The following is a 25,566-nucleotide window of genomic DNA, read 5'->3' as shown; positions in this document are numbered from 1 at the left end:
ATGTTCAAAAAAAATAAATTACAATATCAATTAAAATGCAAATTCAAAATAATTTCTCTTTAAAAAAATACAACACTTTTGGAATTGAAGCCAAAGCAAAGCAATTTGTAGCCGTTCAAAATGAAGCTGAATTAAATACTGTATTGAAAAATCATTCATTAGACAAAAAGTTTATTCTTGGTGGCGGAAGCAATATGTTATTGACACAAGATATAGATGCACTTGTTATTCATATTGATATAAAAGGAAAAAGAATTGTTCAAGAAAATGAAAATTTCGTTTGGGTAGAAAGTATGGCTGGCGAAAACTGGCACGAATTTGTACTCTGGACAATCAACCAAGATTTTGGAGGACTAGAAAACATGTCACTAATTCCTGGAAATGTTGGCACAACACCAGTTCAAAATATTGGTGCTTATGGAACCGAAATTAAAAATGTTTTTGTTTTCTGTAATGCAATGAATATTGAAACCCAAACAAAAAAGGTTTTTTCTAAACTAGATTGCAAATTTGGTTACCGAGAAAGTACTTTTAAAAACGAATGTAAAGACCAATATATTATTACTTCGGTCGTTTTTAAATTAACCAAACACAATCATAAAATTAATATTTCTTATGGTGATATTTCTAAAGAATTAGAAAATAAAAATATCGACACACCAACTTTAATAGATGTTTCTAATGCTGTAATTGCAATTCGTCAAAGCAAATTACCCGATCCAAAAGAACTTGGCAACAGCGGAAGTTTTTTTAAAAACCCAATAATTTCGAAAGCTGAATTTGATGAAATTCATGTTTTACATCCCGAAATGCCACATTATATTCTTTCTGAAACAACAGTAAAAGTTCCTGCAGGTTGGCTTATTGAACAAGCTGGATTTAAAGGAAAACGATTTGGCGATGCCGGAATTCATAAAAACCAAGCATTAGTTTTAGTAAATTATGGCAACGCAACTGGACAAGAAATTTTAAATGTTGCCAAAGATATTCAAGCTACTGTTTTCAAGGAATTTGGTATTGCTATTGAAGCTGAAGTTAATGTGATATAAAATTAGAATTTTGAGATTATATATAAAAAAAATATAACTACATTTGTATATAAAAATAAAATTATATGAGCATCAATTTCAATGATATTATTGAAACTGTAAGAATTAAAGAAAATTCTATTTCCATAAAAGCTATTGTTGCAACTGGTAAAGAAGGAGAACATTTTGTTGTAGTTTCTCCTGCAATTTTAGTTAGCGGATATGGAATTTCTAAAGAAGAAGCACATCAATCTTTTCAAGAAAATCTTCAGCTTTTTTGTCAAGATTTAATGAAATTAACAAACGAACAAAGAGAGATTGAATTAACTAAACTTGGATTTTCAAAAGTAAAATACCACAATAAAAATTATTCTAAATCTTATATTGATGAAAACGGAGTTTTGCAAGGTTTTGAACCTGGAACTTTAAAAACATCAATGCTTGAAGCTACTGTTTAATTTTAGAAATGGGAAATAATAGACCTGTAAAAACTAAAGATTGGATTGCTTATCTAAAAGCAAATAAATGTTATTACCTAAGAACAAAAGGTTCTCACGATCATTATAAATGTCCAGATTGTTTTAGAACAATTACTCATCGTGAAAAAGACAAAGATATTCCTGCTATGCATTTAAAGACAAATTTGGCAACGATGGGAAAAACTTTAGTTGAACTTTATCAATGGATTGAAGAAAATTGTTAATCAAGTATTATTTAATGATTTAAACTTAAATGTACATCCCAAAAATATACAAAAACGAAAACCAAGAAGAAATTCGCAATTTCATTCACGAAAACGGATTTGCTATTTTAGTAAATCTCACTAGTGGTAAACTTTGGGCAACTCATATTCCGTTACTTTTAGAAAAAGATGAAACTGGAAATGAAATTCTTACAGGTCACGTTGCAATAGAAAATCCTCAAGCAAAAAGTTTTAAAGATAATAAGGATGTTTTAGTTATATTTTCTGGTGCACATTCCTATATTTCTTCATCATGGTATGATCATGAAAATGTACCAACTTGGAATTATTTAGCAGTACACATCTACGGAAATTTAAAAATTATCAATCACGAAAAAGCAGTAGCTTCTTTAAAAAGATTGGTTGATAAATATGAAGAAAAGTCTAAAAAACCAATTAAAGTTGATGATTTATCTAACAAAACAATGCAACAAGCAAGAGGAATAGTTGCCTTTGAAATTTTAATAAATTCAATAGAAGCTGTAAAAAAAATGTCACAAAATAGAGATGATAAAGATTATAAAAACATAATTACTGAATTAGAAAAAACTAATGATAATCAAGCAATTGAAGTTGCTAATGAAATGAAGAAATGTTCAAGATAATTTTAAAAAAAATCTAAAATCAATTCTTATTATCTAATATCATTTCATACTTTTGCACACGTTTAAAAACCCATTATGTTACTAATTTTACTTTGTTTGTTTATTGCTGTTGTAATTATCCAATTTCTATATTACGTTGTGTTTTTTGGTAGATTTTCTTTTGCAAAACCTCTCGTTAGTACTCCAAAAAGAGTTCCAATATCAGTTATTGTTTGTGCTAAAAATGAAGCAGAAAATGTTGCTAAATTTATTCCTTTATTAATAGAACAAAATTATCCCGATTTTGAAATTGTATTAATCGACGATGCTTCAAGCGACGAAACCTTAGATTTATTTGAAGCGTTTGAAAAACAACATAGCAACATTAAATTAGTAAAAGTTGAAAATATTGAAGCATTTTGGGGTAACAAAAAATTTGCATTAACACTTGGAATAAAAGCTGCCAAAAACGAATATTTATTGTTTACTGATGCCGATTGTTATCCAACTTCTAAAGATTGGATTACCCAAATGAGTTCACAATTTACACAACAAAAAACGATTGTTTTAGGATATGGTGCTTACGAAAAAATTAAAGGTTCATTCTTAAATAAAATCATAAGATTTGAAACTTTATTGACTGCAACACAATGTTTTGGTTGGGCAAAAATTGGAAAACCTTATATGGGAGTTGGACGAAATTTAGCATACAAAAGAGAAGAGTTTTTTAAAGTTCGTGGCTTCATGGATCACATGAAAATTCGTTCTGGCGATGATGATTTATTTATCAACCAAGCTGCAAATAATAAAAATACAACAGTTTGTTTTACACCAGAAAGTTTTACCTATTCAATGCCAAAAACTAGTTTCAAAGATTGGTTTGCTCAAAAAAGAAGGCACATTTCAACAGCCAAAAATTATAAACCTTTTGATAGAACCCAACTTGCAACATTTTACATTTCGCAATTATTGTTCGTTTTACTTTCAATAATTTTACTTTCGTTTCAATTTAAATGGATTATAGTTTTAAGTTTGGTAGGTTTTCGATATATAATTGCATGGATTTCTATGGGATTTGCAGCTTCAAAACTAAAAGAAAAAGATGTAATATATTGGTTTCCAATTATAGAAATTGTACTTATCTTCACACAATTAAATATTTTTATTACTAATACATTTTCTAAACCAGTACAGTGGAAATAAATCCATATATAGAAAAAGCCAAAAAAGGCGACCAAGTTGCATTCACCTATTTGCTTGACCATTACTGGAATGAAGTATATGGTTTTATGCTTAAACGTACCGAAAACGAAACCGATGCCGAAGATATTACAATAGAAACCTTCTCTAAAGCATTTGATAAAATTGCAAGTTACAATCCTGAATTTCAGTTTAATACTTGGATTATCACTATTGCCAAAAACGTTCATATTGATTTACTTCGCAAAAAAAAATCATCGCTTTTTGTTGAAATCACAGACGAAGAAGACCAACAAGCATATAACATTGCCGACAGTTCACCATCAGCCGAAGATGAGTTAATTACAGAACAAAATTTATCGCAATTACTACAATACATTAAAGAGTTAAAACCTCATTATCAAGAAGTTATACAACTTAGGTACTTTCAAGAAATGAGTTATCAAGAAATTGCCGAACAACTTGACGAACCTTTAAGCAATGTAAAAATAAAATTACTACGCGCCAAAAAACTCTTGGCCGAGATTATTCAAACCAAGCGTTAAAAAAATATTTTTTAATTTTTTTATGTTTTGAAACGAACAGCTTGCCATTTCTTGTTTACCTTTTTCCTGCTGTACATTTTATCTTTTTCTTAAAAAAAAGAAAAAGGATGTCATTTCCATCAGGGTTAATTAGCATTTGTATTGTTATTAAATTAGAAGTTTTAATTAAAATACTATTAAATCAAAATTTAAAATTAAATTAATAAAATATTTTAATAATTCTTACAATAACAACACAATATTGTAAGAATAGATGCGTTATAAAACAAAACACTCTTCGGCTTATGTAACATCGATACTTAACAATTAAAACTATAAATTATGTCAAACGTAAGTATCTTTGAAAAAAAGTGGTTAGACCTTGTATTTGAAGGAAAAAACCAAGAATATGGCGCATATAAATTGCGTCAAGAAAGTCCAAAAACTAGTTTATATGCTCTACTTTCAGGAATAATGTTCATTGCATTTATTTCTGGAATTTGTATGCTTTTTTCATCGTTTGATGACAAACCAAAAATGCATAAACCACCTACAATAGATGATTCTTTAGTCGTAACACCATACAAAGCTGAACCATTAGAGAAAAAAATAATCAAAAAAGTAAAACCTATCTCCAATCCAATAGAAGAAATAACAAAAAAAGCACCTTTGGTAGTTGTAAAAACCAACCAAGCACAACCAGAAGTTCCAACAAATAATGAAACTCCACAAACCAATGCAACTCCAGGAACCAATACTGGAACTGGTCTAAGCACAAATACTGATCCATCAGGAGGAACAAATGTTATAGATACTAAACCTGAAATTCCGACTATTGTGGTTGGCACAGGAATTCTAGATGAACAACCAGATTTTCCTGGCGGAATTGATAAATTTAGAAAACAAGTTGGCGAAAAATTCAAAACTCCAGAAATTGATGAAGCAACAGTTATTAGTGTTTTTGTTTCATTTGTTATAGAAAAAGATGGTTCAATGAGCAACATTAAGGTACTTAAAAATCCAGGTTTCGGTTTAGACATTGAAGCAATAAGAGTTTTAAAATCTATTAAAACTAAATGGAAACCAGGAAAAATTCAAGGACAACTAATGAGAACACAATATACATTACCAATTAAAATTGAATTGAATTAAAAAAAACAACCAATTAACTTTTCTTAAAGTTGATAAATGTAACCTGTCTTGTTTTAATAACTTGACAGGTTTTTTTATTTAAAAAACAACAAAATTTATTGCAAATTCTTACTTTATAATATTAAATTCATAATTCAACTTTACCTATCTTTGCATTTCTAAAATTGCATGTATGGAAACGATTACCCAAAATAATCTACCTGTTGGAAAGCCAAAATGGCTAAAAGTAAAATTACCTATTGGTCAAAAATATACTGAGCTTCGCGGATTGGTTGATAAGTATAAATTAAATACCATTTGCGCATCAGGAAGTTGTCCAAATATGGGCGAATGTTGGGGTGAAGGAACAGCAACTTTTATGATTTTAGGAAATATATGTACTCGTTCTTGTGGATTTTGTGGTGTAAAAACTGGACGACCAGAAACTGTAGATTGGGATGAACCAGAAAAAGTAGCGCGTTCAATAAAAATCATGAAAATTAAACATGCAGTAATTACTAGTGTTGACAGAGATGATTTGAAAGATATGGGTTCTATTATTTGGTTAGAAACTGTTGAAGCTATTCGTAGAATGAATCCAGAAACCACATTAGAAACTTTAATTCCAGATTTTCAAGGAAATACTAGAAATATTGATAGAATTATAGAAGCAAATCCCGAAGTTGTTTCTCACAATGTAGAAACCGTTAGAAGATTAACTCGCGAAGTTAGAATTCAAGCAAAATATGATAAAAGCTTAGAAGTTCTTAAATATCTAAAAGAAAAAGGAATTAAAAGAACTAAATCTGGAATCATGCTTGGACTTGGCGAAACCGAAGAAGAAGTAATACAAACAATGCAAGATTTGAGAGATAATAACGTTGATATTGTAACTATTGGTCAGTATTTACAACCAAGTAAAAAACATTTACCCGTAAAAGAATTTATACATCCAGATCAGTTTGAAAAATACGAAAAAATTGGTAAAGAAATGGGGTTTCGTCATGTAGAAAGTGGTGCTTTGGTGCGTTCTAGTTATCATGCAGAAAAACATCTTTTGTAAGTACGAGGTTTGAAACACGAGGTACGAAGTTTGAAAGATGGAAGTCAACAATTTTAAACAATTAAACCTTCAAACAATTAAACTTTTAATATAAACTTTATCTATTGAAAACACGAATTGCCATTAACGGTTTTGGGAGAATAGGAAGAAATCTTTTTAGGTTACTATTAAACCATCCAACTATTGAAGTTGTTGCCATAAATGATATTGCCGACAATAGAACAATGGCTCATTTAATAAAATATGATAGTATTCATGGCGTTTTACCGCTACAAGTTTCATTTGACGAAAATAATATAATTATAGATGGAAAATCTTATTTGTTTTTTCATGAAAAAAATATTTCAAATTTAGCATGGAATACATTAAATATTGATATTGTTGTTGAATCTACAGGAAAGTATTACACTTTTAAAGAAATTAATGCACACATAATTGCTGGAGCAAAAAAAGTAATTCTTTCTGCGCCTAGTGAAGTTGATTCTATAAAAACCGTTGTTCTTGGAGTTAATGAAAACATTCTTGATGGTACCGAAAAAATAATTTCAAATGCAAGTTGTACTACCAACAATGCTGCACCTATGATTCAAGTAATTAACGATTTATGTGGTGTAGAACAAGCTTACATTACTACAATTCATTCCTATACAACAGATCAAAGTTTGCATGATCAACCACACAAAGATTTACGTCGTGCTCGTGGCGCAAGTCAATCTATTGTACCAACAACAACTGGTGCGGCAAAAGCATTGACCAAAATATTTCCAGAAATGGAAGGCAAAATTGGCGGTTGTGGTATTCGAGTTCCAGTTCCAGATGGTTCGTTAACCGATATTACATTTAATGTAAAAAGAAAAGTTACAATTGATGAAATAAATGCTGCTTTTTTACTTGCATCGCAAACTAATTTAAAAGGAATTCTAGATTATACAGAAGATTCTATAGTTTCTGTAGATATTATTGGAAATAAAAACTCATGCCTTTTTGATGCTCAATTGACTTCTGTCATTGACAAAATGGTAAAAGTTGTAGGTTGGTATGATAATGAAATTGGCTATTCTTCAAGAATAATAGATTTAATTATTTTAATATCAAAATAATTTTTCTACTTTAGTCAACCCAAACAACCAAAAATTTAATTATGAAACAATTTTTGATGTTTCTTTTTTTTATTCCAAGCTTGTTATTTTCTCAGAATAATTCATCTGAAAAAGTAGACAGTGTTGGGTATTATATTAGTCAAGTTAAGTATAATAAAAGTATTAATAACTACAGAAACTGTTTAAACTTTTCTCAAAAAGCACTTGATTATGCCAATAAAACAAAGGATCCTAAAGATATAGCAGATAGTTATTCTAATCTAGGAATTGTTTTTTTAGAGTTAAAAAAATATGATGATGCCATAGACGTTTTAATAAAAAGTATTGCAGTTTATAGCACTTTACCTGTTTCGGCTCAGCAAGCATTTACACAATATAATTTGGGAGTTTGTTATATTGAAACCAATAATTTTTCTAAAGCAGAACAAAACTTTCATGCAGCAGCGACTATATATGAAAAAATAAAAGTATATAGTGCTAAAGATATGCTAAGACTTCAAGAAGGAATTATTTTTAAAGAAAAAGGACGTATAGACTTAGCGCTTCCGCTTTTTGAATCAATTATTTCTATACGTGACACAACAAATTCAAGAAAAATAAAAACAGAAGCACTATATCAAATAGGTCAAATAGAAACAATAAAAAAAAGGTATAATTTATCTATAAACTATTTAAACAAAGCTCTAAAAAACAACAGAAATGATATAGAACTAGAAGCTAAAATTTTATTAGCTTTAAGTATTGATTATGAAAAGTCCTTAAACATTGAAAAATCGCATGACTATTTAAAACAATATCTAAAATTAAAAGATACACTAACAGTTTTAAATAACAAAAAAATAGGTATTGAAGACTTTGTAGCATTTAAAGAATCAGAAAAACTTCGACTTATAGAGCAAATTGATAAAGAAAATAAAACCCAACAAAAAGCCAATTCTTTTGCTAAATTAATAAGTATTTTGGCAATTGCCTTAATATCGATTTTATCACTTTTAAGTCTTTCATTATATAAAAACAACATCCTAAGAACACAATCAAACACGCTGTTAAAAGAAAAAAATATTGAACTAGAAATAGCCAAAGAAAATGCAGAAAATGCCTCTAAAGCAAGAGCAGATTTCCTTTCTACTGTTAGTCACGAACTAAGAACACCACTCAATGCAATTAACGGAATTACACATTTATTAATTGAAGAAAATCCTAAAGAATCACAAATAGATTATTTAAATTCATTAAAATTTTCTGGTAATTATTTATTACATTTCATCAATGATATTTTAGAAATTAATAGAATAGAATCTGAAAATATTCCTATTGAAAAATTGAATTATGATTTTAGACTACTTTTAAACAATATCCAAAATTCATTTAAAGAAATTGCTAATGAAAACAGTAATACTTTTACTGTTGAAATAGACGAATCGATTCCAAAATATATAATTTGTGATCCAACTAAATTATCTCAAATTTTATTGAATCTAATAACCAATTCATTAAAATTTACTAAAAACGGATATGTAAAACTCTCAGCAAAACTTGAAAATATTGAAGATAATAATCTAACCATTTCGTTTAAAGTGTCTGATAACGGAATTGGAATTCCAGAAGATAAACAATCATCAATATTTGATAGTTTTTCTCAAGGTTCAATTGAAATTAATAGAAAATATGGAGGAACTGGTTTAGGATTAGCAATTGTAAAACGTCTTATAGAATTACTTGGAGGTTCAATTTATTTGAATAGTAAAGTTGGCTTGGGAACAACATTTACTTTTACACTTCCGTTTGAAATTGGTGAAAAAATTGTCGTTATTAAAAAAGAAATTCCATATAATGCAAAAGTGGTTATCAATAAAAAAATTCTTTTGGTTGAAGACAACAAAATCAATCAAATCAAATGATTACTAAAAAAATGCTCGAAAACAAAGGAATGCATTGTCACATTGTAGATAATGGTGAAGAGTCTGTTGAACTTTTAAAACAACCAAACGAGTTTGATTTAGTACTAATGGATGTTCATTTGCCTGGAATTAACGGAACAATTGCTACTCAACTAATTCGAGAATTTAATAACCATACTCCAATTATAGCATTAACTGCAATTTCTTTAAATGAAAATAGAGAAATGCTACTTTCTTACGGAATGACCGATGTACTTACTAAGCCATTCGAACCAGAAAATTTTTATGCTATTATTGCTCAAAATTTGGCACAAAAAAAGACGCTGTAAATTGCGTCTTTTTTATTTTTATTTAACTTCTTAATATTGTTGTATCAATTCTTTTATTAAATTTCTAACCATCGGTTCGGCTTTTTGTGCAGCTTGTAAAACTTCTTCATGAGTTATTGTTTCTATACTTTCTTCATTTCCCATGTCGGTAATTACTGAAATTCCAAAAGTTTCTAAACTCATGTGTCGTGCAACAATAACTTCAGGCACAGTTGACATTCCTACACAATCTGCACCAAGAATTTTTACCATTTTATATTCAGATAAAGTTTCAAAAGTTGGACCTTGTAAACCAAGATAAACACCATCTTGAACTTCAATATTTAAAGATTTTGCAATTTCTTTTACTTTCAATATCATTGCTTTGCTAAAAGGTTCACTCATGTTTACAAATCTTGGTCCAAAACGTTCCTCATTTTTTCCTCTTAGCGGATGTTCTGGCATCATGTTTATGTGATCTTTCAATATCACTATCGAACCTACTTTGTAATTAGGATTTACACCACCAGATGCATTAGAAACTATCAATTTACTAACACCTAAATATTTCATTACGCGCACAGGAAAAGTTACTTCTTTCATTGAATAACCTTCATAAAAATGAAAACGACCTTGCATGGCAACTACTTTTTTAGTTCCTATTGTTCCAAAAACCAAAGCTCCTTTGTGACCTTGAACTGTAGAAACTGGAAAATTAGGAATTTCATTATAGGGTAATGTAAATTCTATTTCAATATCGTCTGTAAAACTTCCTAATCCTGAACCCAATATTACTCCATATTCAGGAGTGAAACCTGTTTTTTCTTTAATATAATCAACCGTTTTCTGAACTTCTTCCCACATAATTTAAAATTGTTTTGTCAAAGGTATCACTATTAGATATAAATAAACTTTTTATTGGCAAATAAAATAATTGAGCTTTTAAATTGCTGTTTTTTAATCTTACATAATCTTTTTCGGTTGTAATAATTATATTATTATTAGCTACTTTTTTTATTTCTTTTAAATCGTTTTCGGTAAAATTATGATGATCTGGATAAACTAATTTAGTACCATTTTTAGATTGCAAAAATTCAAAAAACGGTTCTGGTTTGGCAATTCCTGCCAATAGCAATTTGTCATTATTCATAATTTCAGAAACGCTTTTATTTTCGTTTTCATTATAGACTTTATTGTCATAATCAATATAACTATAATATATTGGAATAACTTTGTCATTTCGACGAATGAGAAATCTCATCATCTTTTCATTTATTTTGTTAATCGCAAGTTCAGAAATATCCTTAGGACATTTTGTAACAATAATCAAATTGGCTCTTCGTGCTCCACTTCTACTCTCTCTAAGATTTCCTGTGGGAAGCATAAAATCATCACTAAATAAATCATTAAATGAAGTTAGTAAAATATAAAATCCAGCTTTCACTTTTCTGTGCTGGAAAGCATCGTCTAACAAAATTATTTCTGGTTTTGTATTTAATTTTAATAATTGTTCTATTCCATTTTTTCTATTAGCATCAACGGCAACTTCAATATTTGAAAATTTTTGATAAATTTGAAAAGGTTCATCTCCAAGAGTTTCTGCAGTTGAACTTGAATCAGCCAAAACAAATCCTTTAGATTTTCGTTTGTAACCTCGACTTAAAGTTGCAATTTTATAATTTGGCGAAAGCAAACGAATTAAATATTCAATTTGAGGAGTTTTTCCAGTGCCACCAACACTTAGGTTTCCTACAGCAATTATTGGAATATCAAACGAATGAGATTTTAAAAATCCAATATCAAAAAGAAAATTTCTAATCGATGTTATCAACCCATATAAAATGGAAAAAGGAAAAAGTAATTTTCGAATGAAATTCATAAAGTTATATATCAGAATAATGTCCCATTGCAGAAATTACATAATCAGTTACAATATTTTCATCAACCTTATAAATAAGTCGGTCTTTTTTATTAATTTGTCTTGACCAAAAACCCGTAAGTTGATATTTTAAAGCTTCAGGATTTCCAGTGCCAATAAAAGTAGTATCAATAAGTTCAGATAAAATTTTATTTATTCTTTTAATATTTGATTTATTTCCAAATTTTAAATGTTTGGTAATATGAAGTATAGCCAAGTCTTCTATTTCAACCCTAAACTTCCCCATATATTATTTGGATCTAAAGTTGTATATTTTCCATTTTTTTCTGCTTTCAGAATCATATCAACAAATTCAGAATTGTAAGGCTTTTATTACTTTTTTTAGTTTTATTTGAATCTTGCTCAATAACTTCAATCCCATCAACTCCTTTAAAAAAAGTTTCAGACATTACCATAAATGATTTTCCAGCTTTAGATCGTTTATCAATTTTTATAGTTAAGGTTGTCATAGCTTTAAATATTTGAATTACAAAGATACAAAAATCGCCGAATTTTAATTTCTTAAAATAATACTTCTACGAAAGTAACATTTTTTTATCTTTGGATGGAAATTATATTTAAAAAATGAAAATAGGTATAAAATTTTTGATAGTTATATTGTTTTGTTTTCAAAATGCTCTTGCACAAGAAAACAATAATGCTGCTGTTCTAAAAGTGTTATTAACCAAATATTATACTAACGAGAAAGTAATCGTTAAAAACAGATTGCAACTTTTGAGTTTATATTGCAATAAAGCTCCTAATAATGAAGAAACTATTGAAGTAATTAATAAAAATGAATTGCTTAAGAGAAATGCTGTCGAAATTAAAAAGCAAATAAACAATCAATTAGTCGAAGATTGGACAAAAGAATATAATGAAGTTTTTTCTAATCAAAATAAATATTTAAAAAGTAAAGTCAACAATTGTCTATCATTAGAAGAATTTCAAAAAGTATCTAAACGCTTTAATGACAACAATCAAAGATTAATGATTGTAAGCAAACCAATACATTTTGCAAATAAATATTGTTTAGTTAAAGTTGCTTTTTATAGAAATATCGAACACAATTCAGGAAGTTTTTTTTTATTTGAAAATATAAATGGAGTTTGGACAATTAAGGAAGTTTTGAATGAATGGTCAACTTAATAAAAATACTGAAAATAGTATAAAATGAAATTAAAACAAATACTCACAATACTAGAAGAACTTGCACCATTAGCTTACGCAGAAGATTTTGACAACGTAGGTTTATTAGTAGGAAATCAAGAAAATGAAATTACAGGAATTTTAGTTTGTCACGATGCTTTAGAAAGTGTTATTGACGAAGCTATTGCAAAAAAATGCAATTTGGTGGTTTGCTTCCATCCTATTTTATTTACCGGATTGAAAAAGATTACTGGCAAAAATTATGTCGAACGTTCTGTGATAAAGGCAATAAAAAATGATATTTCAATTTATGCAGTTCACACTGCATTAGACAATCACAAAAATGGTGTTAATAAAATTTTCTGTGATGCTTTGGGTTTAATAAACACTAAAATATTAGTTCCAAAAGAAAATTTTATTCAAAAATTAATTACTTATACAATTCCAGAAAATGCAGATAAAGTGCGAAATGCAATTTGCAATGCTGGCGCAGGAACTATTGGAAATTATGATAATTGCAGTTTTAATTCTAATGGTTTCTCAACTTATCAAGGAAACGAAAATAGTAATCCCAAAATTGGAACAAAAGGCGAATTAACTCAAACCGATGAAGTGAAAATCGAAGTCACTTTTGAAAAACATTTACAAAGTAAAATTCTAAAAGCTTTGTTCTCAAATCATGTTTATGAAGAAATTGCTTATGAAATTTATGACATACAAAATTCACATCAAAATATTGGTTTAGGAATGATTGGAACGTTAGAAAAACCAATTGACGAAAAAGAATTTCTAGAGTTTGTAAAACAAAAAATGCTTTGTGGCACAATTAAACATTCATCCTTCTTAGAAAAACCAATCTCTAAAGTCGCTGTTTTAGGTGGTTCTGGAAGTTTTGCAATAAAAAATGCTATTCAAAATGGTGCAGATGTTTTTTTAACATCCGATTTGAAATATCACAACTTTTATGAAGCTGAAAATCAGATACTTTTGGCAGATATTGGTCACTTTGAAAGCGAAAGATATACAAAAAATTATATTGTTGATTTTCTTAAAGAAAAAATTACTAATTTTGCAGTCGTTTTATCAGAAGAAAATACAAATCCAGTTAAGTACTTATAGAATATGGCTACTACAAAAGAATTGAGCGTTGACGAAAAATTAAGAGCGCTTTACGATTTACAAATTATTGATACCAGAATTGACGAAATTAGAAACGTGAGAGGCGAATTGCCACTTGAAGTTGAAGATTTAGAAGATGAAGTAGCTGGTTTGACTACTCGTTTGGAAAAATTACAATTAGATTTAGTGACTATTGAAGATAGCATTAAAGCTAAAAAAACTGCAATTGAAAACCATCAAGCTGCAATAAAAAAATATACAGAACAACAAAAAGATGTTCGTAACAATCGAGAATTTAACTCTTTAACTAAAGAAGTTGAGTTTCAAGAACTTGAAATTCAATTGGCTGAAAAGCAAATTAAAGAAATGAAAGCTTCTACAGAGCATAAAAAGGAAGTAGTTTCGAACTCTAAAGAAAAATTAGACCAAAAAACAACTCACCTAAAACATAAAAAAGCAGAATTGAGCGACATTATGTCTGAAACTCAAAAAGAAGAAACCTTCTTAACTGCTAAATCATCAGAATTTGAAACACTAATTGAAGACAGATTACTTGCTGCTTACAAAAGAATTCGTTCTAGTGTAAGAAATGGCTTGGCTGTTGTATCAATAGAACGTGGTGCTTCTGCTGGTTCATTCTTTACAATTCCGCCTCAAATTCAAGTTGAAATTGCTTCAAGAAAAAAGATCATCACTGATGAACATTCAGGAAGAATTTTAGTTGATGCTGCTCTTGCTGATGAAGAAAGAATTAAAATGGAAAAATTATTTGCTAAAATGTAATATCTTAAACCACGTAAAATGCGTGGTTTTTTTTATGAAACAAATTATTCAAAAAATAGTTATAAAGAGTATTGGATTATACATAAATCTTTTGAGTTATGTATTGCCCGACAAATCGTTTGCAATAGCATACAAACTTTTTAGCGAGCCACGAAAAGGAAAAATAAAGAATCATAAAATTCCAAAAACCTTACAAAAAGCTATTCACGAAACACATATATTAAACGAACATCAATTCCTAACCTATACTTGGCAAGGAAATGATGATGTTATTTTATTAGTTCATGGTTGGGAAAGCAATGCTTCTCGATGGAAAAAACTATTAGTATATTTAAAGAAAACTGGAAAAACCATAATAGCAATTGATGGTCCAGCACACGGAATGAGTAACGGAAAAGAATTTAATGTTCCTATTTATTCAGAATTTATTGATAAAGTTGTCCAAAAATACAATCCAAAAATTGCAATCGGACATTCAATTGGAGGAAATGCAATTGCTTACTTTCAAGCACATTACAAACACAATTTTGAAAAAATAATTCTACTTGGTGCGCCATCAGATTTTAAAGTTATTTTGAATAATTATATTAATATGCTGAGCTTGAATGATTTTATTCATCAATCTTTTATTAACTATACCAAAAAACGTTTTAATCTAACAATTGATGAATTATCTGCTTCAAAATTTTTAAAAGATTCAACAATTTCAGGATTAATTGCCCATGATATTGATGACAATGTAGTTCTATTTGAAGAAGGAGAAAAGATTTCAAACTCTTGGAAAAATGCAAAATTTATTGAAACCAAAGGTTTAGGACACAGTATGCATGATGAAAATTTATATCAAACTATTGTTGAGTTTGTTAATACTAAGTAAATAAAAAATTTAAGAATTTACAAAGCCACAACACAAACTCTTTCACAACACAATAAAATCTAAAATTCCTATATTTGCATAATGCAAGACAACCTAACTCGAATAAACAAATTTCTATCAGAAACTGGCTTTTGCTCTCGTCGAGAAGCCGATAAATTAATTGAGCAATCTAGAGTTACTATTAATGGAGTTGTGCCAGAAATGGGTACAAAAATCACTCCAGATGACGAAGTTAGAGTTGACGGAAAAATAGTTAGAGAAAGTAATAAAAAACAAATTTATTTAGCATTCAATAAACCAGTTGGAATTGAATGTACCACAAACCTAGACGTTAGAGATAACATTGTAGATTATATCAATTATTCCGAACGTATTTTTCCGATTGGTCGATTAGACAAAGCCAGCGAAGGATTGATTTTTATGACCAACGATGGCGATATTGTAAATAAAATTCTTCGTGCAAGAAACAATCACGAAAAAGAATATCTAGTAACAGTAAATAGACCAATTACCGATAGATTTATTGAACGAATGGCAAATGGTGTGCCAATTTTAGACACAATTACCCGAAAATGCAAGGTAGAACAAGTAAGTAAATATATTTTTAGAATCATTCTTACACAAGGTTTGAACCGTCAAATTAGAAGAATGTGCGAACATCTAGATTATGAAGTAACCGCATTAAAAAGAACACGAATTATCAATATTTCTTTAGATGTTTTAGTTGGTCGATATAGAGAATTAACAACCGAAGAGATAAATCAACTTAATGAATTAATAGAACCATCAAGTAAAACTGAAGAAGCTAGTTTTACTAAAGTTATTCCTAAAACTTCAAATTCATATCCTAAAATTACAAGAAATAAAAATTAATTTATTATTGTATAAATCATTTTTAAAAAAACTTCAATAATATTTTATAATTTATTAAAAGTTTTTCCTTTTTTTAGTATATTTCCAAAAAATATGCAAATGAAAACTCTATCAAAATTGACATTCTTAGTATTGTTTTTCACAACTATACTTTCGGCTCAAAAAAACATCGATCCAACTCCTGATGATATTGTTTTGGCAAAAAAAATTAGAACAACTTATGACAAAGATGATGTTGCCATTATAGAAAGTACCGAAAACGTAAAATTTGAATTGAACAAAAACGAATCTAAAGTTATTGTAAATCATTCGGTTAACGAACGATTGATGAACATTAATCACAGAGCAAATATTCAAAAATATGAGTTTTATGATAGCGAATCTAAAATTGAAACCTTTAATTTAAAATTTAGAAACGACAAGAATACCAACAATTATGTTACCGATGAGTTTTATAAAGACAAAGATTTATTCTATAATGATGCAAGAGTAAAATTTATGTCGGTAAATTTTCCAATTCAAGGATATGCTTATAATTATGAACTAGAAAAAAAATATGAAGATGTAAAATATTTTACAGCATTATATTTTAATGATGAATTTCCAATTATTAAAAAACAAATTGTAGTTACAGTTCCAGAATGGTTAAATATTGAACTAAAAGAATTTAATTTTGAAGGAAATAATGTAACCAAAACCCAAACTAAAGACTCTAAAAACAATACCGTTTTTACCTATACATTAAAAGACGTTCCTGCAGTATATAAAGAAGAAGATTCTCCAGGAAGAAGTTACATTTATCCTCATATTTTATTAATTGCAAAATCTTATAAACTAAAAGGAAACGATGTAACACTTTTTAACTCAACAGCAGATTTATATAAATGGTATAAGTCATTAGTGAATTTAATGAAAGATGATACAGCTGTTTTAAAAACAAAAGTTACTGAACTTACAGCCAATGCAAAAACGGATGAAGAAAAAATAAAAAATATTTTTTATTGGGTTCAAGACAACATTAGATACATAGCATTTGAAGATGGAATCGCTGGTTTTAAACCAGATGAATCTAACAATGTTTTCGAAAAAAGATATGGCGATTGCAAAGGAATGGCAAATCTAATTAAACAAATGTTAGTACTAGCCAAGTTTGATGCTCGTCTCACTTGGATTGGAACAAAACATATTGCTTATGATTATAAAACACCATCATTGGCAGTTGACAACCACATGATTTGTACTTTAATTCATAAAGGAAAAAAATATTATTTAGACGGAACAGAAAAATTTAATTCCTTTGGAGAGTATGCAGAACGCATTCAAAACAAAGAAGTTATGATAGAAGATGGCGATAAGTTTATAATTGAAAAAGTTCCAATGGCAACCAATGAAACCAACAAAGAAGTTTTTAAAGCCAATTTATCTATAGAAAATGAAAAGCTTCAAGGTGCATGTTCTAAAACATATTTGGGCGAAAGTCGTTCACAGTTTTTATACATCTACAACACTTTTAAAAGTGATAAAAAACAAGAAGCACTTGAAGATTATTTGGCAAAAAGCGAAAAAAACAGTCATATTACCAACATCAAAACATCTGACTTAAAAAATCGTGATAACAAGCTTACTATTGATTATAATGTAGCTGTAGAAAATAAAATTTCTAACTTTGATAACGAAATGTATGTAGATTTAGAATACATGAACGAACTAAAAGGATTTGAATTAAAAGACAGAAAAACAGATTATCAATTTGAGTATAAAAAAAATTACGAATCAACCGTTACACTAGCAATTCCGGCTGGATATAAAGTAACCAAACTTCCTACAGATTTAATTGTAAAAGAAAATAATTTTGACATAGCATTAACTTTTCAAAAAAACGATAAAGAAATCATCTATAAAAAATCATTTATTTTCAAGAATGGCGAAATAAAAGCTTCCGAAATGGTAAAATGGAACGATTTTATAAAAAAATTAATAACCAATTACAACCAACAAATTACACTTTCAAAATAATTAATATTCAATGAAAAAACTATTACTATTTCTAATTATTGCAATAACTCAGTCGACTTTTGCACAAGACAAAGCCGAAATAAAAGAATTTTTTTGGGGAAAATCAGATAATTTCAAATCTACTAACTCCATTCCAGACAAATGGAAAAACGAATCGGCAGTAATAATTCATAAATTTGAATATTACAATTATCATAAATTTGGAGCAAGTGTAACCTATACTTCTGCAATTAGAAAAAGAATAAAATTACTTGATGAAGCGGCTGTAAAAGAATTTTCGGAATTTTCATTTAAAGATAAATTTTATTCTAATAAAGGAAGAGGTTCAGATGGAAAATCCAAAAACACTATTGGAATAAAAATTGTAAAAGCAACAGGAAAAGAAGTCGAGATTGATGTTGAAAAAGAAGCCAAAGAAGTAGATAAAGAAAAGAAAATTGCAATTGCAAATCTCGAAATTGGTGATATTATTGACTACTATTTTTATAGTGTTGAACCATTTAAATCTACACTAGAATTTGGTTTTGCTCCCGAAGAATCTGCTCTTGGCGATGTTTATCCAACTATGGATTTGAAACTATCATTTGATACCGAAAATGATTTTTTTGTAAATTTTAATACTTACAATGGCGCACCAGAACTAAAAGAAATTCCAACTAAAAGTGGTGGCGAAAGAAAATATGAATTAGTTGCCAAAGACATTGATAAAAACGAATTTCCGCGTTGGTTTTATCCATTGGCAGAAATGCCTTGTTATAAATTTCAAGTATTTTTTGCACGTTCTGGCAAGTTTGAAAGTCGCGCCGACGCTTTCTTATCTGAAAAAGAAAAAGAAATAAAAAAAACCGTTAGCAAAGAAGACATTTTTAATTATTATGATGAAAAATTTAAACCAAGTGGTGATTTAGATCAAATAAACGACTTTGTAAAAAAGAAAACATTTGCCAATGACGAAGAAAAAATTAGAGAAGTATATTATTTTGCTAGACATGCTTTTTTTACTAAATATATAGAAGCAATGGTTGTTCAAGAATCTACAAAATGGATGCCATTGTCTTTTTATGGTGATCCAATATTTTTTAGAAGTGAACAATCTTTTGTAAACTATTTTATGGCATATCTCAAGAAAAACAATATCGATTATGACATTATAGTTGGTACACCAAGATTTAATGGCAGCATTGATGACTTATTAATTCAAAAAAATGTAACAATATTATTAAGAGTAAACACTCCAAATCCTATATATTTAGAATATTTTACACCCTATTCAAGTGCAGATCAATTTAATTACAATCTCGAAAACACAAAGGCATATGCACTTCAAGTTTCCAAAGGAAAAAAAGTAGTCGATGCAGTAAATGTTACCTTGCCATCAAGCACAATGAAAGATAATGTTTCCAAAATCTCTTCAAATGTTACTATTTTAGATGATTTTACTGGCTTAAATATTAAAAAAGAATCTTCCTATTTTGGACACTTAAAAGAAAGTGAACAAAGCGATAAATTATATTATTTTGATTATGCATTTGAAGATTATAAAAAATACGGAACCAAGTCTGTAAAAGATTTTATAACCAATAAAAAGCAAAACGCACAAATTACTAAAGAAATAGACGCAATTGTAAACAAGCTAAAAGACCAACAAAAAGAAGAATTCAAAAAATCTACTGCTAGCGAATATGATTTTGAAATAGATGATCACAAATTGAATATTAAAAGCACAGGTCGATTTGGTAAAAACTCACCATTAATTTATGAAGAAGATTTTGTTATAAAAAATAACCTTGTAAAAAAAGCTGGCGACAATTATTTATTAGAAATAGGAAAACTAATTTCCACACAAATAGAAATAGACAAAAAAGAAAAAGAGCGCAAAAACAATATTTACATGATTTATCCACGTTCATTTGAAAACGAAATCACATTAGAAATTCCAAAAGGATACACTGTTGCTGGATTAGACAAATTGAATAAAAAAGTAGAAAATGAAACTGGCGGATTTGTATCTTCGGCAGTTGTTTCAGGAAATAAACTAACCATAAAAACAAGTAAATATTATAAAAATTATTATGAACCTAACAGCAATTGGAACAAAATGATTTTATTTCTAGACGCAGCATATCAGTTTACACAAGAAAAAGTATTGCTCAAAAAAAGTTAATATAAAACCAATTTCAAGGAACTAAAACATTATAAATTCGCAACTTAAACTCATTTAAAAAATGAATAATTTGCGAATTTTTTTTTTGATGATTTTAAAAAGTAACTTTTTTAAAATCATTCAATTTATCAATTTCTAGAATAGTTCTACTTTGCTCTTGATTTCTAGAATACATTAAATCAAATTTTGCTCCATAAACAACCTCGTTAAAAACATAAGAAGTTCTTTTTACAACCAGATTACTAAACATATCATCAAAAGCTTTTACAAAAACAATAATTTCACCTTGAATTGTCTTAAAATCTTTTTCTGTTAAATCAAAAAACGGACTCGATTCAACAATAGGATGAACCAAAGTCCAACTCAAGTTCAACGAATTTATTCTATCCATTTCCATATCAAGAATATAAAATTTATTAGTAACAACACCTTTATCCTCCAACTGAATTCCCAAAGTTACCTTTACTTCAACATCAGTCAAATTTGTATTTTTAAAAGGTGTTAATCTCATCATCAAAGCTTTTCCGTCTTTGTATGGCGCAATCAAGGCATTTTCTGAAAATAAAATATGCGCTTTTGGTTTACTAAAACGACCATAAAAAAGTCCAGTTGCAATAGCAAAACTCAACAAACCAAAAAGCGCTTCAACAGCTGCAACCGAGCTTGTCAAAAACCCACTCGGACTAATATGTCCATAACCAACCGTTGTAAAAGTTTGAATACTAAAAAAAAATGATTGTCCAAATTTATCCAAACCAGTAGTTGCATCAATCCCATTAAGGTTCTCAACACCAATTAAATAATACAACGAAGCAAAAAAACAATTTACACTAAAATAAAAAAGCACCACAATAAACAAAAACTTCCATCTTGAAATTGTCAGCATTGTATGATACCAACTAATACTATCCAAAAAACCAATTCCAGTCTTTCTCACGTTGGCATTTCCCGATTTCGTTACAAATCTTCCTCCATAACTCGAAGCATTTGTACCAAAACCAGTATTGGCTTGCGATTTAGCTTTAGCATTAATTTTTTTTATAAAAGACATATTTATTTGTTATTAGAAGCTAATCCAGCTTTACGCTTCAAGCATTTATAAAAAAGCACATTTTTGTAAGTTATAAAAAGAGCTTCCTTTGGTCGCTTTTTTACAACAACAAAAATAGCACTTTTTTTTATAAATGGCTTTCCACTTCATTCTGGGCTAGAACAAAACTGTAGTAAAAAACAAAAAACTAATTCGCAATTTTTCACTACATTTGATATAGAAACTTAATGCTAAACCAACCAATGGAAATTAAAAACGATTTAAAACTTGCAGTACTCATCGATGCCGACAACGTTCCGTATGCCAACGTAAAAGAAATGTTTGAAGAAATTGCAAAATATGGAACACCAACCTTTAAACGAATTTATGCCGATTGGACAAAGCCAACAGTATCAGGATGGAAAAATGTTTTGCTAGAAAATGCCATCACTCCTATTCAACAATACAGCTATTCATCAGGAAAAAATGCAAGCGATAGCGCATTAATCATTGATGCCATGGACATACTTTATACAGGAAAAGTAGACGGATTTTGTATAGTTTCCAGCGATTCCGATTTTACAAGACTAGCAACACGACTTCGCGAAGCAGGAATGAAAGTAATTGGTATTGGCGAAAAGAAAACCTTAACACCATTTATCACCGCATGCGACAAATTTATATATATAGAAATTCTAAAAAAACAAGATATTGAAACTCCAACCGAAAACAACTCTAAAAGAACATCCAAAAACAACAAAACATCTGCCAATAATGCTATAAGTCAAATTGATCCTAAAATAATCAAACTTTTTGCCGATAGTATCTCAGATTTAGAAGACGAAAATGGTTGGGCTTTTCTTGGCGATTTAGGAAATTTAATGCTAAAAAAGAAACCCGATTTTGATTCTCGAAATTATGGCTTTCCAAAACTACTTTCGCTTATAAAAAGCATAAATAAATTCGAAATTGATGAACGCGAAAGCGGAAAAAATAACATCAAACACATTTATGTACGCAGAAAATAAAAAATTAAAAACAATTTTATATAAATCCCAAACACAAGTTTTCATATTAATATTTGTCAAAAAAAATAAATAAAACTTCAATTATTTTCAATATATAATATAATTTTCACTAATTTTATACCATATACACCCTAATTATGCAATGGAAAGCAAAAATTATAAGCCACAAAGGAGAAAAAAGAATTGCAGTTTACTTTGAAAAAAACTTAGATTTAATTCTACGAATAAAAAAGCTAGAAGGATCACGTTGGAGTCAATCAATGAAAGTTTGGCATTTACCCAACAGCTTTGAATATCGCAATCGATTCAAGATTGAAGAAACTTCTGGAAAAACATTATTGTCAAAAATACATCCCATAAATCATTCATTATTACAGCGTTTTATTGAAGAAATTCAAATACGAGCATACAGTAATGCTACACTTAGAACTTATCGAAACGAATTTGGCGCATTTTTGCATTATCTAAAAGAAGAATCAGCTTTATATATAGAAGTTGAAAAAATTAGAATATACCTATTATATTGTATAAACGAATTAAAATTATCAGAAACCACGATACACAGTCGCATCAATGCTATAAAATTTTATTATGAAAAAGTAGAAAAGCGCGAAAAATTTTTAATAGAAATTCCAAGACCCAAAAAACCATTAAAACTACCCAAAGTATTTTCACAAAAAGAAATAAAAAAAATGTTTGAAGTAACACCCAACATAAAACACAATACAATATTAAAACTATGTTACGGATTGGGTTTGCGAGTTTCTGAAATAATAAACCTAAAAGTTCGAGATATAGACAGTACTACAATGCAAGTATTTATAGAAAGAGCCAAAGGCAAAAAAGACCGATATGTCAATTTACCAGAAAGCATTTTACCCCAAATGCGAAACTATTATATAGAGTACAAACCCAAAGAATATCTATTTGAAGGAAAGTTTGGAGACAAATATAGTTGTAGAAGCGCACAACAAATTTTTAAAAATGCCTTACTAAATGCCAAAATAAACAAACCATTAGGAATTCATAGTCTACGCCACAGTTTTGCCACACATTTACTTGAGCAAGGCACAGACATTAGATTTATACAAGAATTATTAGGCCATAACGATATTAAAACCACCTTATTATATACACAAGTAAATGACAAAACATTACGAAAAATTATTAGTCCATTAGACACAATGATATAAAAATGTTTATATTTGAATTATTAAAAAGCAATTCACAAATAAGCAATGCGCTTTTTGAAATAGTTTTTTATTAAAACAATGATAATTAATGATTTATACAATTGCAACTTTTTTTAGTTGCGTGTATTTATGAGTTGTGTGCAACCTTCGAGCGACAGAAGCGTAAAATAAAGCAACTTATTATAATGTTTTTATAATTGACGTTAACATTTAATAAAATAGATTTAATCATAATATTTTAATTTGTTTTAATTTTATACACAACTCAAATATTTTATTTCATAAGTATAAAATTTTAGTTTATAGGCTTAATTTTTTATATTACTAGCATAAGTTTTTATGTAAAAGCAATAAAGTTAAATTATAATGCTAAAAAATAAATTTCTTAATAAAAATATTAGAAAGAAAAAACAATCATTTAATTATATAAAAACATAAAACATACAAAAAAAGAAAAGTTAAAATGACAGATGAGTTTACGCCGCCAATTAGTGAAAGAACTACTAAAGAATTGCTCGAAATAGTTGGCGATTTTAATAAATGGAATCCAAGAGCAGTTCAACTGGCAAATAATGAACTGCAAAATAGAAAAGTTGAACAGAAGAAAATTGAAACTGCAAAATACTTATCAAAAAAGAAAATACGAGTTGAAGAGAACTTAAAAGCAAATGAAAGTTATCATATTTGTGACTTTATTTTTGAACCTTTCGGAACTTTATTTGAAATTATTGTATCGTGGGAATTGAGAAAAGATGGTTATATTCGTAAAGCAGAACAACAGAAAATTTTGAGGCTAATTATTGGAATCATTTTTTTAACTTGCTTCATTTTTTATAATATTTATAACAATAAAACGTAAAAAGGCTGGCACACAACAGCGGTTTGCTGCAAGTTGGGCTTTCGGGCAAACTCCAAAGTTGGTTTTGTACTTGGAAGTTCAGTCATAAATTTATACATTTGGCTTTTCTAATCCCAACCTGACAGCAAGCCACGAGACGTTGGTGGTAATTTTAACGAAAATCGTAGTAAAATGACAAATCAGAAATTTGATATATTTATTTATGAAAACTTTAAGTACAATTTTAACATTGAGCCATTAAACAAATTTTTAGAAGACAATCAGATAAACATCTGTTGTTTTAATGACCCAAATTGTATAAAAGGATATATTGCTACTTGGGTAATAAAAAACGATAAAATGTTTTTAACAAATATTGAAATTGTTTCTGATGTTGAAAATAATTTGCCAGAAATTCTTTTTAAAAACGAAAATGAAGTTTTTGCAAATTGGTATTCAGGAGAAATACAAATTTTAAACATTGATAATGAAATAACAACATTACAATTTAAAAATGGCAATTTGATTTCTAAAACAATTAAAGAAAATATTATTAAGGAAACCCAACAAATGGAAGAATTATCATTAAAAGACGAAATTAACAATTTAAACCTTTATGAACTAATTGAAATGTTTAATTCAGAACTTAAAATTGTAGCAAAAGAAAACTATTCAAAATTTAGAAATAATAAAGCTGACAGTTCATTAAAAGATTATGTAAAAATCGATATTTCTGATTGGAATGCATTAGAAAAAGAAAAATTATTTGTTGGTGCATTGAAAGGTATAAATCACTTCTATTATACAATTACCAATAAAACAAAAATGCCTATCTGTGGATTTAACAGTGTAATGGACGCAATAAATGGGGAGAGTTTTATTTTTGTCAATGTAAAATCTATAAAATGGTTACCAACCGAAATAAAAAATAAAATAAAATCGCAGAATATTGAATTTGAGGAATTGAACACAAAATATCAAGAAAGAGATTTTAAAG

The 25,566-nt window shown here is 28.4% G+C and carries 28 protein-coding genes; 22 read left to right on the top strand and 6 right to left on the bottom strand.

Going from position 1 to position 25,566, the window contains the following annotated elements; translation table 11 throughout:
- Positions 1-35: 35 nt before the first annotated feature.
- The 11 genes from murB to ACH2BO_RS01370 all read left to right on the top strand — a co-directional run bounded on the left by murB (position 36) and on the right by ACH2BO_RS01370 (position 9,602).
- Positions 36-1,049, top strand: a complete 1,014-nt coding sequence (gene murB, locus ACH2BO_RS01420; protein WP_395042976.1) for a UDP-N-acetylmuramate dehydrogenase — start codon at positions 36-38, stop codon at positions 1,047-1,049.
- A gap of 65 nt (positions 1,050-1,114) precedes the next feature.
- Entirely contained in the window at positions 1,115-1,486 is a 372-nt protein-coding gene (locus ACH2BO_RS01415; protein ID WP_395042975.1) for a hypothetical protein, read from the top strand.
- Positions 1,487-1,494: 8 nt separating this feature from the next.
- On the top strand, positions 1,495-1,731 hold the full coding sequence (locus tag ACH2BO_RS01410; RefSeq protein ID WP_395042974.1) for a type II toxin-antitoxin system HicA family toxin: 237 nt from the start codon (positions 1,495-1,497) through the stop codon (positions 1,729-1,731).
- Positions 1,732-1,760: 29 nt separating this feature from the next.
- On the top strand, positions 1,761-2,375 hold the full coding sequence (locus ACH2BO_RS01405) for an FMN-binding negative transcriptional regulator (protein ID WP_395042973.1): 615 nt from the start codon (positions 1,761-1,763) through the stop codon (positions 2,373-2,375).
- Positions 2,376-2,450: 75 nt separating this feature from the next.
- Complete coding sequence (locus ACH2BO_RS01400) at positions 2,451-3,557, top strand: glycosyltransferase (protein WP_395042972.1); 1,107 nt, start codon at positions 2,451-2,453, stop codon at positions 3,555-3,557.
- A complete protein-coding gene (locus tag ACH2BO_RS01395) occupies positions 3,548-4,099 on the top strand; it encodes an RNA polymerase sigma factor (protein WP_395042971.1) in 552 nt (183 codons plus the stop codon). Before ACH2BO_RS01400 ends, ACH2BO_RS01395 begins: the two co-directional genes overlap by 10 nt.
- Before the next feature lie 321 nt (positions 4,100-4,420).
- Positions 4,421-5,230 carry an energy transducer TonB gene (locus ACH2BO_RS01390; protein ID WP_395042970.1) on the top strand — a complete coding sequence of 270 codons (810 nt, stop codon included), beginning with the start codon at positions 4,421-4,423 and terminating at the stop codon, positions 5,228-5,230.
- Positions 5,231-5,402: 172 nt separating this feature from the next.
- Positions 5,403-6,272: a lipoyl synthase gene (lipA, locus tag ACH2BO_RS01385; RefSeq protein ID WP_395042969.1), complete on the top strand. Its 870-nt coding sequence runs from the start codon at positions 5,403-5,405 to the stop codon at positions 6,270-6,272.
- Positions 6,273-6,376: 104 nt separating this feature from the next.
- The gene (gene gap, locus ACH2BO_RS01380) at positions 6,377-7,372 is read left to right on the top strand and encodes a type I glyceraldehyde-3-phosphate dehydrogenase (RefSeq protein WP_395042968.1); all 996 of its coding nucleotides are present in this window, start codon (positions 6,377-6,379) and stop codon (positions 7,370-7,372) included.
- 41 nt (positions 7,373-7,413) lie between these two features.
- The gene (locus ACH2BO_RS01375) at positions 7,414-9,273 is read left to right on the top strand and encodes an ATP-binding protein (RefSeq protein ID WP_395042967.1); all 1,860 of its coding nucleotides are present in this window, start codon (positions 7,414-7,416) and stop codon (positions 9,271-9,273) included.
- A complete protein-coding gene (locus tag ACH2BO_RS01370; RefSeq protein WP_395042966.1) occupies positions 9,270-9,602 on the top strand; it encodes a response regulator in 333 nt (110 codons plus the stop codon). Before ACH2BO_RS01375 ends, ACH2BO_RS01370 begins: the two co-directional genes overlap by 4 nt.
- A gap of 30 nt (positions 9,603-9,632) precedes the next feature.
- On the opposite strand, the gene ACH2BO_RS01365 is transcribed toward ACH2BO_RS01370, so the two are convergent.
- The 5 genes from ACH2BO_RS01365 to ACH2BO_RS01345 are packed head-to-tail and all read right to left on the bottom strand — an operon-like array spanning position 9,633 to position 11,969.
- Positions 9,633-10,445 (bottom strand): purine-nucleoside phosphorylase, encoded by an 813-nt coding sequence (locus ACH2BO_RS01365; protein ID WP_395042965.1) that lies wholly within the window; start codon positions 10,443-10,445, stop codon positions 9,633-9,635.
- Entirely contained in the window at positions 10,417-11,460 is a 1,044-nt protein-coding gene (gene lpxK, locus ACH2BO_RS01360) for a tetraacyldisaccharide 4'-kinase (protein ID WP_395042964.1), read from the bottom strand. Before lpxK ends, ACH2BO_RS01365 begins: the two co-directional genes overlap by 29 nt.
- A gap of 4 nt (positions 11,461-11,464) precedes the next feature.
- Positions 11,465-11,746, bottom strand: a complete 282-nt coding sequence (locus ACH2BO_RS01355; RefSeq protein ID WP_395042963.1) for a Txe/YoeB family addiction module toxin — start codon at positions 11,744-11,746, stop codon at positions 11,465-11,467.
- Positions 11,722-11,802 (bottom strand): hypothetical protein, encoded by an 81-nt coding sequence (locus ACH2BO_RS01350; protein WP_395042984.1) that lies wholly within the window; start codon positions 11,800-11,802, stop codon positions 11,722-11,724. Before ACH2BO_RS01350 ends, ACH2BO_RS01355 begins: the two co-directional genes overlap by 25 nt.
- A complete protein-coding gene (locus ACH2BO_RS01345) occupies positions 11,799-11,969 on the bottom strand; it encodes a hypothetical protein (protein WP_395042962.1) in 171 nt (56 codons plus the stop codon). Before ACH2BO_RS01345 ends, ACH2BO_RS01350 begins: the two co-directional genes overlap by 4 nt.
- Before the next feature lie 115 nt (positions 11,970-12,084).
- On the opposite strand from ACH2BO_RS01345, the gene ACH2BO_RS01340 reads away from it, so the two are divergent.
- From ACH2BO_RS01340 to ACH2BO_RS01310, 7 genes are all read left to right on the top strand, one after another.
- Complete coding sequence (locus tag ACH2BO_RS01340; protein ID WP_395042961.1) at positions 12,085-12,648, top strand: hypothetical protein; 564 nt, start codon at positions 12,085-12,087, stop codon at positions 12,646-12,648.
- A 24-nt stretch (positions 12,649-12,672) separates the two neighbouring features.
- On the top strand, positions 12,673-13,767 hold the full coding sequence (locus tag ACH2BO_RS01335) for a Nif3-like dinuclear metal center hexameric protein (protein WP_395042960.1): 1,095 nt from the start codon (positions 12,673-12,675) through the stop codon (positions 13,765-13,767).
- 3 nt (positions 13,768-13,770) lie between these two features.
- Entirely contained in the window at positions 13,771-14,550 is a 780-nt protein-coding gene (locus tag ACH2BO_RS01330; RefSeq protein ID WP_395042959.1) for a zinc ribbon domain-containing protein, read from the top strand.
- A 34-nt stretch (positions 14,551-14,584) separates the two neighbouring features.
- Positions 14,585-15,427 carry an alpha/beta fold hydrolase gene (locus tag ACH2BO_RS01325; protein WP_395042958.1) on the top strand — a complete coding sequence of 281 codons (843 nt, stop codon included), beginning with the start codon at positions 14,585-14,587 and terminating at the stop codon, positions 15,425-15,427.
- Between the two features lie 81 nt (positions 15,428-15,508).
- Positions 15,509-16,300 (top strand): 23S rRNA pseudouridine(2604) synthase RluF, encoded by a 792-nt coding sequence (gene rluF, locus ACH2BO_RS01320; RefSeq protein WP_395042957.1) that lies wholly within the window; start codon positions 15,509-15,511, stop codon positions 16,298-16,300.
- Positions 16,301-16,399: 99 nt separating this feature from the next.
- Positions 16,400-18,316, top strand: coding sequence for a transglutaminase family protein (locus ACH2BO_RS01315; RefSeq protein ID WP_395042956.1), 1,917 nt, complete (start codon positions 16,400-16,402; stop codon positions 18,314-18,316).
- A 10-nt stretch (positions 18,317-18,326) separates the two neighbouring features.
- Positions 18,327-20,480 (top strand): hypothetical protein, encoded by a 2,154-nt coding sequence (locus tag ACH2BO_RS01310; protein ID WP_395042955.1) that lies wholly within the window; start codon positions 18,327-18,329, stop codon positions 20,478-20,480.
- Between the two features lie 94 nt (positions 20,481-20,574).
- Here the strand turns inward: ACH2BO_RS01310 and ACH2BO_RS01305 are convergent, their stop codons facing one another.
- Positions 20,575-21,531 (bottom strand): ion channel, encoded by a 957-nt coding sequence (locus tag ACH2BO_RS01305; protein WP_395042954.1) that lies wholly within the window; start codon positions 21,529-21,531, stop codon positions 20,575-20,577.
- Between the two features lie 242 nt (positions 21,532-21,773).
- On the opposite strand from ACH2BO_RS01305, the gene ACH2BO_RS01300 reads away from it, so the two are divergent.
- The 4 genes from ACH2BO_RS01300 to ACH2BO_RS01285 all read left to right on the top strand — a co-directional run.
- Positions 21,774-22,538 carry an NYN domain-containing protein gene (locus tag ACH2BO_RS01300; protein WP_395042953.1) on the top strand — a complete coding sequence of 255 codons (765 nt, stop codon included), beginning with the start codon at positions 21,774-21,776 and terminating at the stop codon, positions 22,536-22,538.
- A 137-nt stretch (positions 22,539-22,675) separates the two neighbouring features.
- Positions 22,676-23,731, top strand: a complete 1,056-nt coding sequence (locus tag ACH2BO_RS01295) for a tyrosine-type recombinase/integrase (RefSeq protein ID WP_395042952.1) — start codon at positions 22,676-22,678, stop codon at positions 23,729-23,731.
- 463 nt (positions 23,732-24,194) lie between these two features.
- On the top strand, positions 24,195-24,590 hold the full coding sequence (locus tag ACH2BO_RS01290) for a hypothetical protein (protein ID WP_395042951.1): 396 nt from the start codon (positions 24,195-24,197) through the stop codon (positions 24,588-24,590).
- Between the two features lie 171 nt (positions 24,591-24,761).
- Positions 24,762-25,566 (top strand): hypothetical protein (locus ACH2BO_RS01285; RefSeq protein WP_395042950.1); only part of this gene is annotated, 805 nt, incomplete at its 3' end.

Origin of the sequence: Flavobacterium sp. (assembly GCF_043773265.1) — a bacterium.
GTDB lineage: Bacteria > Bacteroidota > Bacteroidia > Flavobacteriales > Flavobacteriaceae > Flavobacterium.
Note: the sequence above shows the minus strand (reverse complement) of the source record. Positions and strands in the feature narration are given on the sequence as shown.

Coding starts and splice junctions, on each gene's coding strand:
- ACH2BO_RS01335 (WP_395042960.1), top strand. CDS start 12,673: ATGAAATTAAAACAAATACTCACAATACTAGAAGAACTTGCACCATTA.
- ACH2BO_RS01325 (WP_395042958.1), top strand. CDS start 14,585: ATGAAACAAATTATTCAAAAAATAGTTATAAAGAGTATTGGATTATAC.
- ACH2BO_RS01330 (WP_395042959.1), top strand. CDS start 13,771: ATGGCTACTACAAAAGAATTGAGCGTTGACGAAAAATTAAGAGCGCTT.
- ACH2BO_RS01295 (WP_395042952.1), top strand. CDS start 22,676: ATGCAATGGAAAGCAAAAATTATAAGCCACAAAGGAGAAAAAAGAATT.
- ACH2BO_RS01405 (WP_395042973.1), top strand. CDS start 1,761: ATGTACATCCCAAAAATATACAAAAACGAAAACCAAGAAGAAATTCGC.
- ACH2BO_RS01290 (WP_395042951.1), top strand. CDS start 24,195: ATGACAGATGAGTTTACGCCGCCAATTAGTGAAAGAACTACTAAAGAA.
- ACH2BO_RS01310 (WP_395042955.1), top strand. CDS start 18,327: ATGAAAAAACTATTACTATTTCTAATTATTGCAATAACTCAGTCGACT.
- ACH2BO_RS01305 (WP_395042954.1), bottom strand. CDS start 21,531: ATGTCTTTTATAAAAAAAATTAATGCTAAAGCTAAATCGCAAGCCAAT.
- ACH2BO_RS01300 (WP_395042953.1), top strand. CDS start 21,774: ATGGAAATTAAAAACGATTTAAAACTTGCAGTACTCATCGATGCCGAC.
- ACH2BO_RS01370 (WP_395042966.1), top strand. CDS start 9,270: ATGATTACTAAAAAAATGCTCGAAAACAAAGGAATGCATTGTCACATT.
- rluF (WP_395042957.1), top strand. CDS start 15,509: ATGCAAGACAACCTAACTCGAATAAACAAATTTCTATCAGAAACTGGC.
- ACH2BO_RS01390 (WP_395042970.1), top strand. CDS start 4,421: ATGTCAAACGTAAGTATCTTTGAAAAAAAGTGGTTAGACCTTGTATTT.
- lipA (WP_395042969.1), top strand. CDS start 5,403: ATGGAAACGATTACCCAAAATAATCTACCTGTTGGAAAGCCAAAATGG.
- ACH2BO_RS01350 (WP_395042984.1), bottom strand. CDS start 11,802: ATGATTCTGAAAGCAGAAAAAAATGGAAAATATACAACTTTAGATCCA.
- lpxK (WP_395042964.1), bottom strand. CDS start 11,460: ATGAATTTCATTCGAAAATTACTTTTTCCTTTTTCCATTTTATATGGG.
- ACH2BO_RS01340 (WP_395042961.1), top strand. CDS start 12,085: ATGAAAATAGGTATAAAATTTTTGATAGTTATATTGTTTTGTTTTCAA.
- ACH2BO_RS01365 (WP_395042965.1), bottom strand. CDS start 10,445: ATGTGGGAAGAAGTTCAGAAAACGGTTGATTATATTAAAGAAAAAACA.
- murB (WP_395042976.1), top strand. CDS start 36: ATGCAAATTCAAAATAATTTCTCTTTAAAAAAATACAACACTTTTGGA.
- ACH2BO_RS01345 (WP_395042962.1), bottom strand. CDS start 11,969: ATGACAACCTTAACTATAAAAATTGATAAACGATCTAAAGCTGGAAAA.
- ACH2BO_RS01375 (WP_395042967.1), top strand. CDS start 7,414: ATGAAACAATTTTTGATGTTTCTTTTTTTTATTCCAAGCTTGTTATTT.
- ACH2BO_RS01410 (WP_395042974.1), top strand. CDS start 1,495: ATGGGAAATAATAGACCTGTAAAAACTAAAGATTGGATTGCTTATCTA.
- ACH2BO_RS01400 (WP_395042972.1), top strand. CDS start 2,451: ATGTTACTAATTTTACTTTGTTTGTTTATTGCTGTTGTAATTATCCAA.
- ACH2BO_RS01415 (WP_395042975.1), top strand. CDS start 1,115: ATGAGCATCAATTTCAATGATATTATTGAAACTGTAAGAATTAAAGAA.
- ACH2BO_RS01355 (WP_395042963.1), bottom strand. CDS start 11,746: ATGGGGAAGTTTAGGGTTGAAATAGAAGACTTGGCTATACTTCATATT.
- ACH2BO_RS01315 (WP_395042956.1), top strand. CDS start 16,400: ATGAAAACTCTATCAAAATTGACATTCTTAGTATTGTTTTTCACAACT.